Origin of the sequence: Chitinophaga sp. YR627 (assembly GCF_900114995.1) — a bacterium.
In the GTDB taxonomy this organism is placed as follows: domain Bacteria; phylum Bacteroidota; class Bacteroidia; order Chitinophagales; family Chitinophagaceae; genus Chitinophaga.
The window spans coordinates 348,383-363,279 of record NZ_FOUX01000006.1; the positions used below are offsets into that span (position 1 = coordinate 348,383).

The 14,897-nt window shown below is 45.5% G+C and carries 14 protein-coding genes; 9 read left to right on the forward strand and 5 right to left on the reverse strand.

Translation table 11 applies throughout. The features are described 5' to 3' along the window. Window positions 1-4: 4 nt before the first annotated feature. From BMZ72_RS30735 to BMZ72_RS30750, 4 genes are all read right to left on the reverse strand, one after another. A complete protein-coding gene (locus BMZ72_RS30735; protein WP_012790953.1) occupies window positions 5-841 on the reverse strand; it encodes a sulfite exporter TauE/SafE family protein in 837 nt (278 codons plus the stop codon). Window positions 842-856: 15 nt separating this feature from the next. Beyond that, window positions 857-1,513, reverse strand: a complete 657-nt coding sequence (locus BMZ72_RS30740) for a FadR/GntR family transcriptional regulator (RefSeq protein WP_089814373.1) — start codon at window positions 1,511-1,513, stop codon at window positions 857-859. Between the two features lie 729 nt (window positions 1,514-2,242). Further along, window positions 2,243-3,169, reverse strand: a complete 927-nt coding sequence (locus BMZ72_RS30745; protein ID WP_089814375.1) for an acyl-CoA desaturase — start codon at window positions 3,167-3,169, stop codon at window positions 2,243-2,245. Between the two features lie 60 nt (window positions 3,170-3,229). Continuing rightward, complete coding sequence (locus BMZ72_RS30750; RefSeq protein ID WP_143087829.1) at window positions 3,230-4,861, reverse strand: TPM domain-containing protein; 1,632 nt, start codon at window positions 4,859-4,861, stop codon at window positions 3,230-3,232. Between the two features lie 204 nt (window positions 4,862-5,065). On the opposite strand from BMZ72_RS30750, the gene BMZ72_RS30755 reads away from it, so the two are divergent. From BMZ72_RS30755 to BMZ72_RS30785, 7 genes are all read left to right on the forward strand, one after another. Continuing rightward, the gene (locus BMZ72_RS30755; protein WP_044221761.1) at window positions 5,066-5,839 is read left to right on the forward strand and encodes an MlaE family ABC transporter permease; all 774 of its coding nucleotides are present in this window, start codon (window positions 5,066-5,068) and stop codon (window positions 5,837-5,839) included. Between the two features lie 18 nt (window positions 5,840-5,857). Next, window positions 5,858-6,634, forward strand: a complete 777-nt coding sequence (locus BMZ72_RS30760; protein ID WP_089814379.1) for an ABC transporter ATP-binding protein — start codon at window positions 5,858-5,860, stop codon at window positions 6,632-6,634. A 6-nt stretch (window positions 6,635-6,640) separates the two neighbouring features. Next, window positions 6,641-7,441, forward strand: a complete 801-nt coding sequence (locus tag BMZ72_RS30765) for an MlaD family protein (RefSeq protein WP_089814380.1) — start codon at window positions 6,641-6,643, stop codon at window positions 7,439-7,441. Between the two features lie 92 nt (window positions 7,442-7,533). Further along, window positions 7,534-8,550, forward strand: coding sequence for a zinc-binding alcohol dehydrogenase family protein (locus BMZ72_RS30770; RefSeq protein WP_089814382.1), 1,017 nt, complete (start codon window positions 7,534-7,536; stop codon window positions 8,548-8,550). Window positions 8,551-8,741: 191 nt separating this feature from the next. Continuing rightward, window positions 8,742-9,287, forward strand: a complete 546-nt coding sequence (locus BMZ72_RS30775) for a hypothetical protein (RefSeq protein ID WP_089814384.1) — start codon at window positions 8,742-8,744, stop codon at window positions 9,285-9,287. A gap of 87 nt (window positions 9,288-9,374) precedes the next feature. Then, the gene (locus tag BMZ72_RS30780; RefSeq protein WP_012790962.1) at window positions 9,375-9,638 is read left to right on the forward strand and encodes a hypothetical protein; all 264 of its coding nucleotides are present in this window, start codon (window positions 9,375-9,377) and stop codon (window positions 9,636-9,638) included. A 49-nt stretch (window positions 9,639-9,687) separates the two neighbouring features. Further along, window positions 9,688-11,232 carry a sulfatase family protein gene (locus tag BMZ72_RS30785; RefSeq protein ID WP_255373338.1) on the forward strand — a complete coding sequence of 515 codons (1,545 nt, stop codon included), beginning with the start codon at window positions 9,688-9,690 and terminating at the stop codon, window positions 11,230-11,232. A gap of 459 nt (window positions 11,233-11,691) precedes the next feature. Here BMZ72_RS30785 and BMZ72_RS30790 read toward each other — a convergent pair whose 3' ends face one another. Continuing rightward, complete coding sequence (locus BMZ72_RS30790; protein WP_089814387.1) at window positions 11,692-13,059, reverse strand: sensor histidine kinase; 1,368 nt, start codon at window positions 13,057-13,059, stop codon at window positions 11,692-11,694. Window positions 13,060-13,194: 135 nt separating this feature from the next. Here BMZ72_RS30790 and BMZ72_RS30795 point away from each other — a divergent pair, with 135 nt between their 5' ends. Together BMZ72_RS30795 and BMZ72_RS30800 are read left to right on the forward strand one after the other, a co-directional pair. Continuing rightward, on the forward strand, window positions 13,195-13,452 hold the full coding sequence (locus BMZ72_RS30795; protein ID WP_089814390.1) for a hypothetical protein: 258 nt from the start codon (window positions 13,195-13,197) through the stop codon (window positions 13,450-13,452). A 45-nt stretch (window positions 13,453-13,497) separates the two neighbouring features. After that, the gene (locus BMZ72_RS30800; RefSeq protein WP_089814392.1) at window positions 13,498-14,862 is read left to right on the forward strand and encodes an acyl-CoA dehydrogenase family protein; all 1,365 of its coding nucleotides are present in this window, start codon (window positions 13,498-13,500) and stop codon (window positions 14,860-14,862) included. Window positions 14,863-14,897: the final 35 nt, after the last annotated feature.

Consider the following 14,897-nt stretch of genomic DNA (forward strand, 5'->3'; position numbering starts at 1 on the left):
CTTATTATAATTTCCCGGTGAAACCATTATAGATCATTTCCAGTGCCAGTGCGCTGATCACCACGCAGAACAGCAGGCGGAGTTTACGCGTGTTCATTTTCATGAGCAAACGCGATCCTCCGAAGGCGCCTGCAAGTACCCCTAATACAACAGGTAAGGCAATACCCGGATCGATATAACCACGTTGCAGATAGATCACTGCGCTGGCTGCTGCCGTTACACCGATCATGAAGTTGCTGGTTGTGGTGGATACTTTGAATGGGATACGCATCACGCCATCCATTGCCAGTACTTTTAACGCGCCGGAACCGATACCCAGTAAACCGGATACGACACCTGCTACGGTCATCAGCGCATAACCACCTGCTACACCCCTTACTTTATAAGGTACTTCTACACCATTGACAGGGTAGGAGTTATTGAGACGCATGATACGGGCGAGTTTACTGTTGCTTTCATTGTCGCCGTGTTCGTTCTTTTTTCTGAGCGTCATTGCGGCAGAGAAAAGCAGGACAAACCCAAAGAGGATGGCTACCAGGTGCGTCGGTGTATATACTGCCAGTACAGCACCGATAATGGCGCCTGTCGTAGTGGCTATTTCGAGGAACATACCGATGCGCACGTTCGTGATCCCTTCCTTGATATACGCAGCAGCTGCACCGGAAGAGTTAGCGATGGAGGCGACAAGAGAAGCGCCCACCGCATAACGGATATCTACGTGAAATACGAGGGTAAGTAAAGGGATTAATACGACCCCTCCACCGAGACCGGTGAGAGATCCCAGCATGCCCGCCGTGAACGCGCCTACCAGGAGAATGAGTGTGAATACCAGAATCGACATGACAATAGTTATTGATTAAAAATTATTTTCAAGAATAGCCCTGACGGTTTTGATGGCGGGTGCTGCTTCCTGTTGACGGATGGCCTCTGCCAGTTGTACGTGCAGCTCATGCGTGCGCTGGAACTGCGATACATGTGGCTTTTCCCTTTGCTGGAAGGTGCGCATGATCGCGTTGGAGAAAGTCTGATACAGATCCGCCAGCACACTGTTATGTGAAGCGCCTGCTACCGCTTTATGGAAACGGATATCTGCATCTGCACAGGCCTCGTAATTATCCGTGATAATCGCTTCCCATCTTTCCTTCAAAAGGCTGTCCATTATTTCCAGGTCATCCGCTGTACGGTGAGTGACGGCCAGTTGTACGATCTCTACCTCCAGTAACTGTCTCACATGATTCACTTCCTGCAATGCTGCTCTCCTGAGGCGTTGATCCAGAGGCTCTGTCGTCTCGGCAGGGGCGCATACGAAGGTGCCGGCACCCTGCTGTACTTTGAGTACGCCTGCATTGGAGAGTGTTTTTATCGCTTCGCGGATAGTAGAGCGGCCTACGCCAAACTGTTCCATTAATACCGGCTCCGGTGGGATCAGCTCGCCCACTTTGTATTTCCCGAGGGAAATCTCCTTTTGCAGTTCAAAAATGACCTTGTCTGCAAGTTTTATTGGTTTAGTCATTGTTTTAAACGTCTGATGTTTCACAAAGGTATGATGTTTTTATAAACATCTGATGTTTTAAATAGCGTTTTCGTTGGATTATTTAGGGATGGGGGATAGAAAGGGTGGAGATATTCTGTTATTATGTTGATAATCAGTTGGTTTTTGAAATTATGGCAGGATTAATCAGGTATTTCGCCAGACTGCAGGCGAAATGCCTGTTAGATAGAAGTAAAAAAAAAGAGAGCCCTATACCAGGCACAGGATTAAAAGACGCCTGTAAATCTCTACCAGGATTAAGAGCAGTGTAAACCTATATTAGGAAGACCTAAACCTATATCAGGACTATATCAGATTTTGCTTAAACTCGTTTCAATCAGTAACATGTTTCATAGTTAATCCGTAGATATCCCGTAGATAACCCATAGATAACCCGTATCTATAAGAATGGCTTGTATACGGGTTATCTACGGATTATCTACGGGTTATCTACAGGAAATCTCACTGATCCAGCCCTTATTTAAACGGCTAAGACAGAAAAGACTTTACAGTTTCGTTATGAGATGAAGGATTCGCTTTACAGTTTGGCTCGTTTTTCAGTCGGGGCTTTACCGGGCTTAAGCGCGGGAAGTCATATAGCCGGGGGATAGTATCTCCAAAGGAAGGGAGGGACACAGCTGATCGGTAAAAAACAAAAAGGACGATCTGTTGCCAGACCGTCCTTTCTATAAAAGAAATACTAAAGTTGCTTTATCTGTTTTCTTCTACCAATCTTCTGTTTGCTGCCTTTACCTCTTCTCTTGCTTCGTCAGTCAGCAGATTGCTTGATTTCACCTTATCAGGTACGCCTCTGATATCCCAAACGATACCGAACAGTCCCAGTGTACGGAGGATGTAGTAGGTGATATCAAATTCCCACCAGAAGAAGCCCTGACGGGTCGCACTCTGATAGTAGTGGTGGTTGTTATGCCAGCCTTCACCCAGTGTCACCAGTGCCAGAATAGCGCTGTTTTTGGAGAAGTCACCTGTTTTGTAACGAGGTCTGCCCCATTTGTGCATCAGGGAGTTGATGGTAAATGTACCGTGGTACAGGAAGATGGTGCTCAGTACGAAACCGATCAGCAGGGTAGAGAGACCTGCATGCCAGTCGAACCAGCCTTCACCGTTCACTTTATTACCAACGAAGTAGCAGGCGATTGCCAGTACAACACCTGGTACCCAATGATATTTATTCAGCCAGTAAAGTTCTGGTTGTTTAAAGTCTTTGATCAGTTCGTAACGGGTTGGTTTGAACTCAGGGCCCATGATCCAGCCCATGTGTGCATACCAGAAACCGTAAATATTTGCAGAGTGCGGATCCTCAGGCGTATCACTGTGTTTGTGGTGAACACGGTGGTTAGCACCCCACCACAAAACACCTTTCTGTAAACTACTCTGTGCGCCACCTGCCAGAACGAACTGGAAGAAACGCGAGGTTTTATACGTTCGATGCGAGAAATATCGATGATAACCACCTGTTACAAAGAACATGCGTACTACATACAAAGCCGCACATAAAATCCAGTCAAATGTTGTTACATGCGTCCAAAAAGCCAGTATCGGCACCAGGTGTAACCCCAGAAAATCGAATTGACGCAGCCAGTTAGGTCCTTCTCTCAGTTGTTTTTCAGAATTCATAATGCAAAATTATCCCTATTCCGGACAAAAAACAATGATCATGATCAGTGAATCGTAATTTTACCAGCTGCTACCTGCTCCACCACCTCCGGAACTACCTCCGCCCCAGCTACTGCTGGACGATGAAGAGGAAGAGCTTGACGAGCCAGAGCTGCCGGAGCTACCGGAAGATGGCTTTGGTATGACATAATATTCCTGTTTTGTATGATTACAATGTTTACAGTCATAATACTGGATACCCTCGCCTTCCCGGCTGCTGGTAGCACGGCGTAATACCTTCTTTTTGCCGGGTACCATGGTGATCGCTTTACAGGATGAACACTCGTCTGCATTGACATCCAGATCCTGATAACCCAGTACTTTTCTGCTGTTACATTGCTTACAGCTCCATACATCATATATCACAGAACCCACCTTATCTTCTGCCAGCTGACTGCTGTTAAGGAATTGTTGTTTTTCTTTCTTTTTCAGTATTGTCATTTGCCGGTGACAATTTTCGCAGTCATATGGTTCAAACCGGAGTGCCTCCAGGCGTTTTTTATGCCATTTTGAGTAGATCAGAAACGGAAGCGGAAAGAAAATGCCGGCCAGCCAGGTGCTTTTATTCGCCTGATTCCAGGCATCATATTGCTGGCGTCTGTCAGCCGCTTTCAGGAGGAAGGCAGCCTTCGTGTGAACGACAATCGTGCGATAGATCAGGTACGTCAGCAGATTGCCGTACATGATCAATGGTAATATCCACCAACGGTACACCATATCGAAGAAATTGATCAGTACCAGTGTCAGGATAAATGGCGCTGCATATATCCAGATCATATGGAAGATATTGGTCCTGAACAAAGAAGTGGTGTTCTTCCTGCGTTTTGCATTACCCGCCTGGATAACGAATATTGTAGAGAATATCGCATAGAAGACATATAGCACCAAAGTACCGACGCCCATATCGTCTCCGCGTTCTTTCGCTTCATATGTTTGTTCCGGGTAGTCATAGGCTTCTCCTTCATTAACAACAGGCTCGCTGTTATCAGGTACGGCGCCAAATTGTTGTGCAAAACCCACACTATCCGCAGCTACAAAACTATCCACCTTTGCCATCATCTCCTGTGCGGCAATAGCGGTATCGGATACCCCATCTGCTGCGGATTCCTCCTGTTCCTGTGTATTGCCCTGTGCTACATTCGTCTCATTCAGTACATTGATGACAGCGGTCATACCTTTCAGCATACCTCCATCCAGGTCTTTCTGTTTGAAGGAAGGTAACATCTCCGATTGCTGTATGCGATAACACACTACGTCCGGAAGATCTCCTTCCAGTCCGTAACCCGTTTCAAATTCAATCCGATGCTGATCATTCACCAATAAGACAACAAGACCGTTGTTCTTTTCTTTTTGTCCCGGTTTCCAAAGTCTGAATATTTCATGCGCAACATCCTTCGGTACCTTATCACCGATCGTCTCTAACAGTACGATCGCTATCTGCGCACGCCCGGATTGATCCATTTGCCGCATCTGTGCATTTAACGTCTGTTCGGTAGCATCGCTGATCAGGTGATCGGGGTTACTGACGTAACTATTATGCTGCATAGGGTCCGGTATCTTATCTACCGCAAAATCTGCATTCTTCTTTTCACGACAGGCGCCGGCTATCAACAGGATCAACAAACACAGGCGCCACTTTTTTACATGAGCCATATTAATGTATATATTCCTATCAAAAATAATAAACAGATTTGTAAATACTATATCCCTCACGTTTTGTGTAAAATATTACCCAGTCCAGTATTTTTTTATTGCTGTTTCCGCCTGAAAATCATGCTTTATGACAATGGCATGAAATTGCATCTGCTTACATAAGCGATAGTCGCTTCCACTGTACATGACCCAATGCTTATAACTATGGCTAGTGCGCTTACATCTTCGTTTAACAGATATATGGAAATAGTCGGCGATCAGGTATTATTCACCGGTCGCTTTGCCAGGAATATTTTCCGGGGAGGATTTGAATGGGGCGAATTTATCCGCCAATGCTTTATCGTTGGTTACCTGTCCGTTGGCCTGGTTGGTATTACCGGATTTATCATCGGCCTTGTAATGACCCTACAGACGCAGCCTACTTTAAAGGATTTTGGCGCGGAGAGCTATGTCCCCGGCATGGTGTCCATTTCTATTATCCGTGAAATAGGTCCGGTGATCATTGCACTGATCTGTGCGGGTAAAATAGCATCGAGTATCGGTGCAGAACTGGGCAGTATGAAAGTAACGGAACAGATAGACGCTATGGAAGTCTCGGCTGCAAATCCGGTACAATATCTTGTGGTGACGCGGATCCTTGCCTGTACGATCATGGTGCCTTTACTGACCATTATGGCTGACGGACTGGCCATGCTGGGAGGATGGGTAGGTGTCAATATACAGGATCATGTCAGCGCTACGCTCTTTTTTAAGAAATCATTCAAAGCACTGGAATTTAGTGATGTCGTTCCTTCTGTGATAAAAACATTTTTCTTCGGATATGCGATCGGTTTTGTCGGATGTTATAAAGGATATCATTCCGCCCGTGGTACGGAAAGCGTGGGTAAAGCGGCTAATTCGGCTGTGGTAAGTGCCTCTCTGTGGATCATCCTCATAGATGCGATAGCGGTGCAGATCACTAACCTGATTTATTATTAACCTCAATCAGACACACGTATGGATGATACATTAGTACAGGACAAAAAAACGGAGACCACCACGGATGATGAAGTGGTGATCCGTATAGAACATCTGAAAAAATCTTTCGGAGATAATGAGGTATTGAAAGATATCAACCTGGAGCTGCATAGAGGAGAAAATATTGTGGTACTGGGGCGTTCAGGTCAGGGTAAATCAGTAACGATACAATGTATTGCCGGTTTACTGGAGCCTGATGAAGGTGTGCTGGAGGTACTGGGAAAAGAAGTAAAGGCACTCTCTCCCGATGAACTGAGAGAGTTACGTATGAAGATCGGATTTCTGTTCCAGAGTGGTGCGTTGTACGACTCTATGACGGTACGTGAGAATCTGGCTTTCCCGCTTACCCGTGTATTAAAAATAAAAGACGAGGCAGAAATTGAAAAACGCGTGAAAGAGGTGCTGGAAAGTGTAGGACTCGAAGATGCGATCGATAAATTACCATCCGACCTGTCCGGCGGTATGCGTAAAAGGGTCGGGTTGGCACGGACACTGATATTAAGACCGGAAATTATGCTCTATGACGAGCCTACAACCGGACTGGATCCCATCACATCCAGAGAGATCAGTGAGCTGATTATTAAGTTGCAGGAGAAATATGAAACGTCGTCCATTATTATCACCCATGATATGAATTGTGCCCGTATTGTAGCAGACCGTATCGTCGTCATGAATGACGGTGAATACATCGCAACAGGCACATACGATGAATTGGCGAATTCGCCGGATGAACTCATTAATAACTTTTTTAAATAGTGAAGCATGCAGCAGAAAGCAAAACAAAAGATCAAGGTCGGCATCTTTGCTACGGTCGCCTTTGCATTATTGCTCGTAGGTATTTTCCTCATTGGAAGAAATAAGAATATGTTTGGTAACACATTTCTGCTCTATGGTACCTTTAAAAATGTCGGCGGACTACAAGCCGGTAATAATGTCCGCTTCGTAGGTATCGATGTGGGCACAGTGGAAAGTATCGAAATATTATCTGATACGACAGCCCGTGTGGCCTTGCGTATCAAGGAGAAGGTACAGCCTTTTATCAAAAAAGGGGCAGTGGCTGGTATCAGTTCTGACGGATTGATGGGAGATAAGCTGATCACTATCAGTTCCGGCAGAGAAAATGGCGAACCTGTAAAAGACGGCGATTCTGTACATGCAGTTGATCCGCTGGACTATGACCAGGTGATCAACAGGGTATCCGGTGTGGCAGCCAATGCGGAGGTCATTACGGAGCAACTGGCGGATATTGCGACCAGGATCAACCATGGAGAGGGTAGTATAGGCCGGTTGTTGTATAGTGATAGTCTGGCGACCAGTCTGGAAGGTACCGTAACGGAAGCTAAGAGAACGGTGAGGTCCATACGTAAAGGATCGGATGGATTTAGTGAAAATATGGAAGCTTTAAAACATAATTTCCTGTTGCGTGGTTATTATAAGAAGAAAGAGAAGGCAGCCAGAAAAGAGGCAGAGAAAAAAGAGAAAGAAACAGAGAAAAAGGATAAAGACCGTAAGAAAGGCGGAAAAGACGATTCTGCCAGTCTTGAGGTGCCTAAAGAAGGATAAAACGATTGGTTTTTGCATATATGGCCGCGTGGTATATACCATGCGGCCTTTTTTTTATTATTTTAGTCCCTGACACGAAAGATAGTGCACTTATGAAAATACTGACCTGTACCACGCCTGGTAAGTTTGAATATGGCGAAGCGGACATGCCCGTGCAGAAAGCCGGACATGCTATAATAAGGATCAAAAGGATTGGTATTTGTGGTACTGACCTGCATGCCTTCGAAGGAACACAACCTTATTTTTCTTATCCCCGGATACTGGGACATGAACTGGCAGGGGAACTGGTCTCTTTTGATGATGCCCCCGGATTTACCGTAGGAGAACCGGTAACATTCATTCCCTATTTCAATTGCGGTACCTGTATTGCCTGCCGCAATGGGAAGCCGAACTGTTGTACCAATATAAAGGTTTGCGGCGTGCATGTGGACGGTGGTATGGTAGAATACCTGCAGGTGCCGGCTGCCTCCCTGGTACATGGAGAAGGGCTGAGTATGGACGCACTGGCACTGGTGGAACCGCTGGCTATCGGCGCACATGGTGTACGCAGGGCAGGGGTGACGCCCGGTGAGTTTGTACTGGTAATAGGTGCCGGGCCTATCGGACTGGGTATCATGGAATTTGCCCGTATTGCCGGCGCGCAGGTGATTGCGATGGATATTAATGACGGCAGACTCACCTTCTGTAAGGAGAAATTACAGGTGCCTCATACCATTAATGCAAAACAGGAGGATGTGATGGCGCGGCTCAGCGAGATCACCAATCAAGATATGCCGACCGTTGTGATTGATGCTACTGGTAGTCAGCAGGCGATCAATAATGGATTTAACTATATGTCGCATGGTGCACGATATGTAATGGTTGGTTTGCAGAAGGGGGAACTGGTGGTGAGTCACCCGGAATTCCACAAAAGGGAGGGTACACTGATGAGCAGCCGTAACGCCACCCGTGAAGATTTTGAGCATGTGATCAGGAGTATGAAAAGCGGGCAGGTTGATCCGACCACTTATATTACGCACAGAGTGGGTTTTGCTGCTGTAAAAGATGAATTTGAAGGCTGGTTAAACCCATCTAACGGCGTTATAAAAGCTATCGTCAGCTTAGATTGAATGTGTGTATAACTGACGTTTATAAATAACAGTAAATGTCCGGATATATGTAGTATATTGTATGCTCCCGTATGGTTGCATTTTCAATGACGATACGGGAGCAGTCATAGTCGGATGTAATTGTTTGGGGATATCATAAAGAGCACTTTTTCAATAACTTGTATTATATTGTCTGGCAAATATTATATTGAATGGAAGAATTAACCGCCGGCAAAGGATCGAGAGTACAGCACGCACGTTATGGCCCCGGAGTGATCATCGATGTTAAATACGCACAGTACGTAGTTACCTTCATGGATCAGGGGATAATAGAAGTGGACAAAACAGATCCGCTGTTCGAGATTTTACACACGGAAAACCGGAGTATTGAAGTGGAAACGGTATCAGCCGTTGAAACATCATTATTAAAAATCCTGCGTCTCTGGAGCGATGTTTCTGAGGTCGTTCCACTGGGTGACAGATGGGAGGGAGGCACGATGGTATTACAGCCGAAAGATCCTTCATTGAAGGCCAAGGAGATACCTATTGAGGTCTTTTTTCATAAAATAGTGATGGTCCGCGACCGGCTTCGGGTACTGGAACAGCAGATCAACAGTCATAAGCAACTGAGCGATGAAGACAAAATAAACATGCAGCAGTATATCACCAGGATGTACGGTTCGCTGACAACCTTTAATGTACTTTTTAAGCAGAAAGAGCATTGGTTTGCCGGAGAAAAAGGGGCAAAAGAAGACTAGCAGAAATGAAATCTTTTTGCAACTACATGGCTTTAATTTTGTTATATTTAGATAACATACAACTGTTCTTCCTAAACAAAATGCCGTATGAAAGATTTTACATTAGATTTTGATCTGAAAGGAGACAACTACATTGTAGTTGTACAGCCTCACGAATCAATGGGCATTGAGCACTATAAAGCTGTACTGGACGAGGACCATTCAATCGACTATTTACTGCAGATCAATGGTTACCTCCAGCCAAATGCAGACTATGCCGCAGATCCACAATTAGTAAATGCAATTGCCACACGTATACTTCAGGTTGTACATGTGGGGGATAGAGGATATGGCCATACATCATACCCTTAATCTGTCAATGGCACTAGGATACTAAACCTTATTGAGTATCTTAGCTTCCATGTTGAAAATTACGAATATCAGATCTGTAGTTGTCGCACTTATTGTACTCCTTGCACCTATTCAGCTGAGTGCACAGTCGAAACGACCAAATATCATCTTCATTCTTTCAGATGATCATACCTACCAGGCCATCAGTGCTTATGGTAACAGGTATGTGCAAACGCCAAATATCGACCGGGTAGCACGCGAAGGGGTCTTATTCCATCATGCCATGGTCACCAACTCCATATGTGGGCCAAGCAGAGCTACGTTATTGACTGGAAAATACAGCCATAAGAATGGGTATCCACTGAATGAAAAACGATTCGACAATACCCAGCAGACGTTCCCCGGTATTTTGCAGCAAAATGGTTATCAGACTGCATGGATAGGTAAAATGCACCTTGGTACATTGCCAAAGGGATTCAATTACTTCAGCATTTTGCCTGGTCAGGGTAAATACTACAATCCGGACTTTATTTCCACACCGAATGATACGGTGAGGATGGACGGTTATGTCACAAATATTATTACGGACCTGTCTGTATCCTGGTTAAACGGCCGGGATACAAGCCGTCCTTTTATGCTCGTTGTTGGAGAGAAAGCAACGCATCGCGAATGGCTGCCTGACTTGCCCGATCTGGGCGCGTATGACAGTATCAATTTCCCACTGCCCGCTACCTTCTCTGACGACTATAAGGGCCGTAATGCTGCCCTTGGTCAGGATATGACCATCTCCAATACGATGCGGCTGAAAGAAGACCTGAAAGTGCACGTAAATTATCAGCAGAATAAGAATAGTGAGTACGGCAGGTTCACGCCGGAACAGCTGGCGCCGTTTTCTAAGTATTACGAGCAGCAAATCAGCCGCGAATTTGATTCCCTGCACCTGAGTGGCGAAGCACTGACAGCGTGGAAATATCAGCGTTATATGCGCGATTATCTGGCTACTGCCCGTTCACTGGACAGGAACATCGGCCGTATTCTTCAATACCTCGATAGTACCGGTCTGGCCGATAACACAGTTGTGATCTATTGTTCCGACCAGGGATTTTACCTGGGAGAACATGGCTGGTTTGATAAACGTTTTATTTACGAACAGTCTTTACATACGCCTTTTGTGATGCGTTATCCTGGTGTGATCAAACCTGGCACCAGCAGCAATGGCTTTATGCTGAATATCGACTGGGCGCCTACCTTACTGGATATCGCACATGTAAAAGCACCTTCGGATATGCAGGGTACTTCCTTTATGCCACTGGTAAATGGTAAGGGAGATACTGCCCGCTGGAGGAAAGATATGTATTATCATTACTACGAATTCCCGGAGCCACATCATGTATCGCCTCACTTCGGCATACGTACGGAAAGGTATAAACTGGTGCGTTTTTATGGGCCTGCTGATTTCTGGGAATTGTATGATCTGAAAAATGATCCGCAGGAATTGCATAATATTTATAATGATGCTGCACAGGCGAAGAATGTGGTGAATCTGAAAAAGCGTTTGAAGGTATTGATAACGCAGTATGATGATAAGGATGCGGAGAAACTGATGAAGAATTAAGAGGCTGTTATAACAATGAAAAAGCCCCCAAAGTGTTCTGCTTTGGGGGCTTTTTTTAGTGTTGTACTGTACTTATACTATACTCATTTTACCTTAATGCTGCGATGGAAACGTAGGACAAAGCCAGAGTGACTATGTCAGGAAAGTAAATGACGGTTTATTTTCGTAGGGAGAGACATAAATTTGCTGCGGGTTGAGGTGGGACGCCGGGCTGACGCCCTTTTGCGAGGGGTGCTATTGGGCTGGTGAGGGTCGTGTTGGGGGGGGAGGGGGATTGAGCGCTGTCAAGCGGGGCAGGCTCTCAAGGGCTAAGGCCCTTTGTCTCCACCTCAACCCCTCCGCTGGTTATGTCGGGCGGTTGGGTAAGTGTGTTTAAATCTTAATGGCCTGTTTAATTGAGCTGTGTAATTGAGTTTGTAATTGCTGGTTTTTTAATTCTTAATTCCTAATTCCTAATTCTTAAAATAACGTAAATGGCAGGTCTATACTAAATATCGTTCCTTTATTCTCCTGTGAGTGTACGTATATTCTGCCACCATGTTCCTGTACGAGTTGTTTGCAGATATGTAGTCCCAGACCATTGGAGGGCTCTTCGTTTAAGCCTTTACGACTGGAGCTGGTGAACTGATCAAAGAGGTTAGGGATTAGTGCTTCCGGAATACCGATGCCTGTATCAGCAACGGATATACGCACGCCTCCTCTGTGCTGCCGCATGCCTATGGTAATATCGCCTTCTATTGGTGTAAATTTGGCGGCATTGTGCAGCAGATTATCTACCACCCTTTGCATTTTTCCGGTATGTATCCGTGCTTTCAGATCTTCCGGCGGTAGTTCCAGTAAGATCGCTCTGTTGAAACCGGATTGCTGTAACCAGTTATCGCGTACATCCCGGAGCCAATCGTTCAGTGAGATGTAATCTGTTTGCAGGTTGCCACTTTCCCGTTGTTTGGCGGCGAGCAGTAATTCTTCAATGATCTGGTCAGCTGTTTCACATGCGTCTTTTATCCAGAAGAGGTATTTATTCTCCTGTTCTGGTGTGTAGGGGTATTCTTCCATCAGATGGGTAACCGAACGGATACCTGCAATAGGATTACGAAGATCGTGTGCAACGATGGCCAGGATTTCATTTTTCAGTTTGTTGGCCCGTTGTATTTCTCCGTTTTTATCTTCAATCGTTTTGAGCTTGATAAAATAATTCGCATGATATGAATATATGAGGCGGGAAATAACCATAAAGCAGGCGATGATCAGCCAGAAAGCCACGTAATTGAGTGCACGCGTTTCTGCAGATACCTGGAATATGTGGAAGAATAACACAAATGTAACAATGGAAAGTCCGGCGACCAGTAACAGATTGCGGATCGAGAAAATAAGCAACACCCCCACAGTGAGTAATCCAAGCAACAGCATTGTCATCGTATTCTTCGGATTGTGTTGCGCAACGAATGTCAGGGACATGCAACTGCCTGTAAATAAAAGCGTATAGAGGATGCTGACAAAATGGTATCGATTTTGCTGCTTTGGATGAGGCTTTTTCCTTATGATAAAAAGGAGACAGGCAAACAACACAGAAACGCTGATCATACAATTATTAATAAAAACGTATTCAGCATAACGTTGCGGCAACAGCATATCCTGGTATGGGATGATCCAGGATGCTACTCTTGTACAGATAGATGCAACAGCAACAATCAGTGCTATATATGCAGTTACTTTAATATTCTGCAGTCTCGTATGTTGGTTAAACTCCTCCCTGTATTTTTTTTCGATGGGGGAGAATAGGTATAGTCTCATCAGCGTTACATAGTAGGATACGTGTTCGCCCAAAGATACCTGATTAGATCCATAATTTCATTGTTGAGTCCACCGTCCTGATCCCATGAAAGTCCGTGAAATGAACTTTAGAGTTAATATTTTTTATTGAAATGCCTTTTTAGAGGGTAAAACCTAAGCCGTCAAATCATGCAAGAGTTCACAACTTTGGAGAATCCGGCGGAAGTAGTCCGTCATCTCACTAACGCGCTGGGCAGAAGTAAAATACGACAGATCCGTTTTGGCTACCGCCTGGAAAATGAAGAACCTGCCATTAAGTTTAAGGTCTGGTTACGATTTCCTTATAATCTGTTTGCCCGGAAAAAAGTAGCCGAAAAACTGGAAGAGGAGATCTCCCATATTCGTATATCGACTGATTCTTCGAAATTATTAGGTCAGGTGGAATGAACATTTAACAGTTTTGGCTAAATTAAGGGACTAATACTTGTTCCCATGGCAGTTAAATTGTCCACCATCAGGCAGGCCTTTCATTTATTGAAGAACGTCGATTTCGAACAACTGGGGCGTTTATCCGAGAAGATAGATCTGCCGAAAGTAATGGCCACTGTAGGTAAAATGAATGACCAGCAACTCTCTGGTCTGATGCGTATGCTGCAAAGCAGCGGCGGAGAAAGAAAAAAGGAGTTACCACCCGTAAATGGTGATTTTTATGATCTGAGCGGCATGCTGAGTCCGGAGGACAGGGCATTGCAGCTGAAGGTCCGGGAATTTATGGAGTCTGAAGTACAGCCTATTGTCAATGAACATTGGGTGAAATCTGATTTTCCTTTTCAGTTGCTGCCGAAGCTGGCCGCGCTGGATATCTGCGGATCCACTTACGAGGGGTATGGCGGTATTCAGTCCTCCTTTCTGATGGAGGGCATTATCACGATGGAGATTGCCCGTGTGGACTGCTCCATGGCCACTTTCTTTGGCGTGCAGAGCGGTCTGGCGATGGGTTCCATTTATCTGCTGGGATCGGAGGAACAGAAGAAGGAGTGGCTGCCGGGTATGCAGCGGCTGGAGAAGATCGGGGCTTTTGGTCTGACAGAGCCGGAGGTAGGATCTGGTGCTGCCGGCGGACTGACCACTACGGCTAAGCGGGAAGGGGATACCTGGATACTGAACGGTCAGAAGAAGTGGATTGGTAATGCCACCTTTGCGGATGTGCTGGTGATCTGGGCAAGGGATGTGGATGATAATGAGGTGAAAGGTTTTCTGCTGAAAAAGGATACGCCTGGTTTCAGCGTGGAGAAGATGCACGATAAAATGGCGCTGCGTATCGTACAGAACGGACTGATCACCTTGAAAGATTGTGTGGTAGAAGAAAAAGACCGCTTACAGCATGCAAATTCCTTTAAAGATACCGCGAAGGTCTTACGTATGACCCGTGCAGGCGTTGCATGGCTGGCAGTAGGATGTGCCAGGGGGGCGTATGAAAATGCACTGGCTTATACACAGAAGCGGAAGCAGTTTGGTCGTCCGATAGGCTCATTCCAGCTGATCCAGAATCACCTGGTAGAGATGTTATCGAACCTGACCGCTATGCAGACGATGGTCTACCGTTTATCGACTTTACAGGATGAGGGTAGGTTAGAAGACGAACATGCCTCTATTGCGAAGGTATTCTGTTCATTACGTACAAGGGATATTGTGAGTCGTGCGAGAGAGGTGATGGGTGGTAATGGTATCCTGCTAGAGTATAATGTAGCACGTTTTGTGGCAGATGCAGAAGCGATCTATTCTTACGAAGGAACGAAGGAGATCAATTCGTTGATCGTGGGAAGAGCGATCACCGGTTTCAGTGCATTTGTATAATGATCATATTACAGCTATCATGCTCATAATAAGAA

Bases quoted from the DNA above. Each gene is read 5' to 3' on its own strand.
- BMZ72_RS30780 (WP_012790962.1), top strand. From the start codon at position 9,375: ATGAAAGATTTTACATTAGATTTTGATCTGAAAGGAGACAACTACATT.
- BMZ72_RS30800 (WP_089814392.1), top strand. From the start codon at position 13,498: ATGGCAGTTAAATTGTCCACCATCAGGCAGGCCTTTCATTTATTGAAG.
- BMZ72_RS30760 (WP_089814379.1), top strand. From the start codon at position 5,858: ATGGATGATACATTAGTACAGGACAAAAAAACGGAGACCACCACGGAT.
- BMZ72_RS30765 (WP_089814380.1), top strand. From the start codon at position 6,641: ATGCAGCAGAAAGCAAAACAAAAGATCAAGGTCGGCATCTTTGCTACG.
- BMZ72_RS30735 (WP_012790953.1), bottom strand. From the start codon at position 841: ATGTCGATTCTGGTATTCACACTCATTCTCCTGGTAGGCGCGTTCACG.
- BMZ72_RS30750 (WP_143087829.1), bottom strand. From the start codon at position 4,861: ATGGCTCATGTAAAAAAGTGGCGCCTGTGTTTGTTGATCCTGTTGATA.
- BMZ72_RS30795 (WP_089814390.1), top strand. From the start codon at position 13,195: ATGCAAGAGTTCACAACTTTGGAGAATCCGGCGGAAGTAGTCCGTCAT.
- BMZ72_RS30770 (WP_089814382.1), top strand. From the start codon at position 7,534: ATGAAAATACTGACCTGTACCACGCCTGGTAAGTTTGAATATGGCGAA.
- BMZ72_RS30745 (WP_089814375.1), bottom strand. From the start codon at position 3,169: ATGAATTCTGAAAAACAACTGAGAGAAGGACCTAACTGGCTGCGTCAA.
- BMZ72_RS30755 (WP_044221761.1), top strand. From the start codon at position 5,066: ATGGCTAGTGCGCTTACATCTTCGTTTAACAGATATATGGAAATAGTC.
- BMZ72_RS30775 (WP_089814384.1), top strand. From the start codon at position 8,742: ATGGAAGAATTAACCGCCGGCAAAGGATCGAGAGTACAGCACGCACGT.
- BMZ72_RS30740 (WP_089814373.1), bottom strand. From the start codon at position 1,513: ATGACTAAACCAATAAAACTTGCAGACAAGGTCATTTTTGAACTGCAA.
- BMZ72_RS30785 (WP_255373338.1), top strand. From the start codon at position 9,688: ATGTTGAAAATTACGAATATCAGATCTGTAGTTGTCGCACTTATTGTA.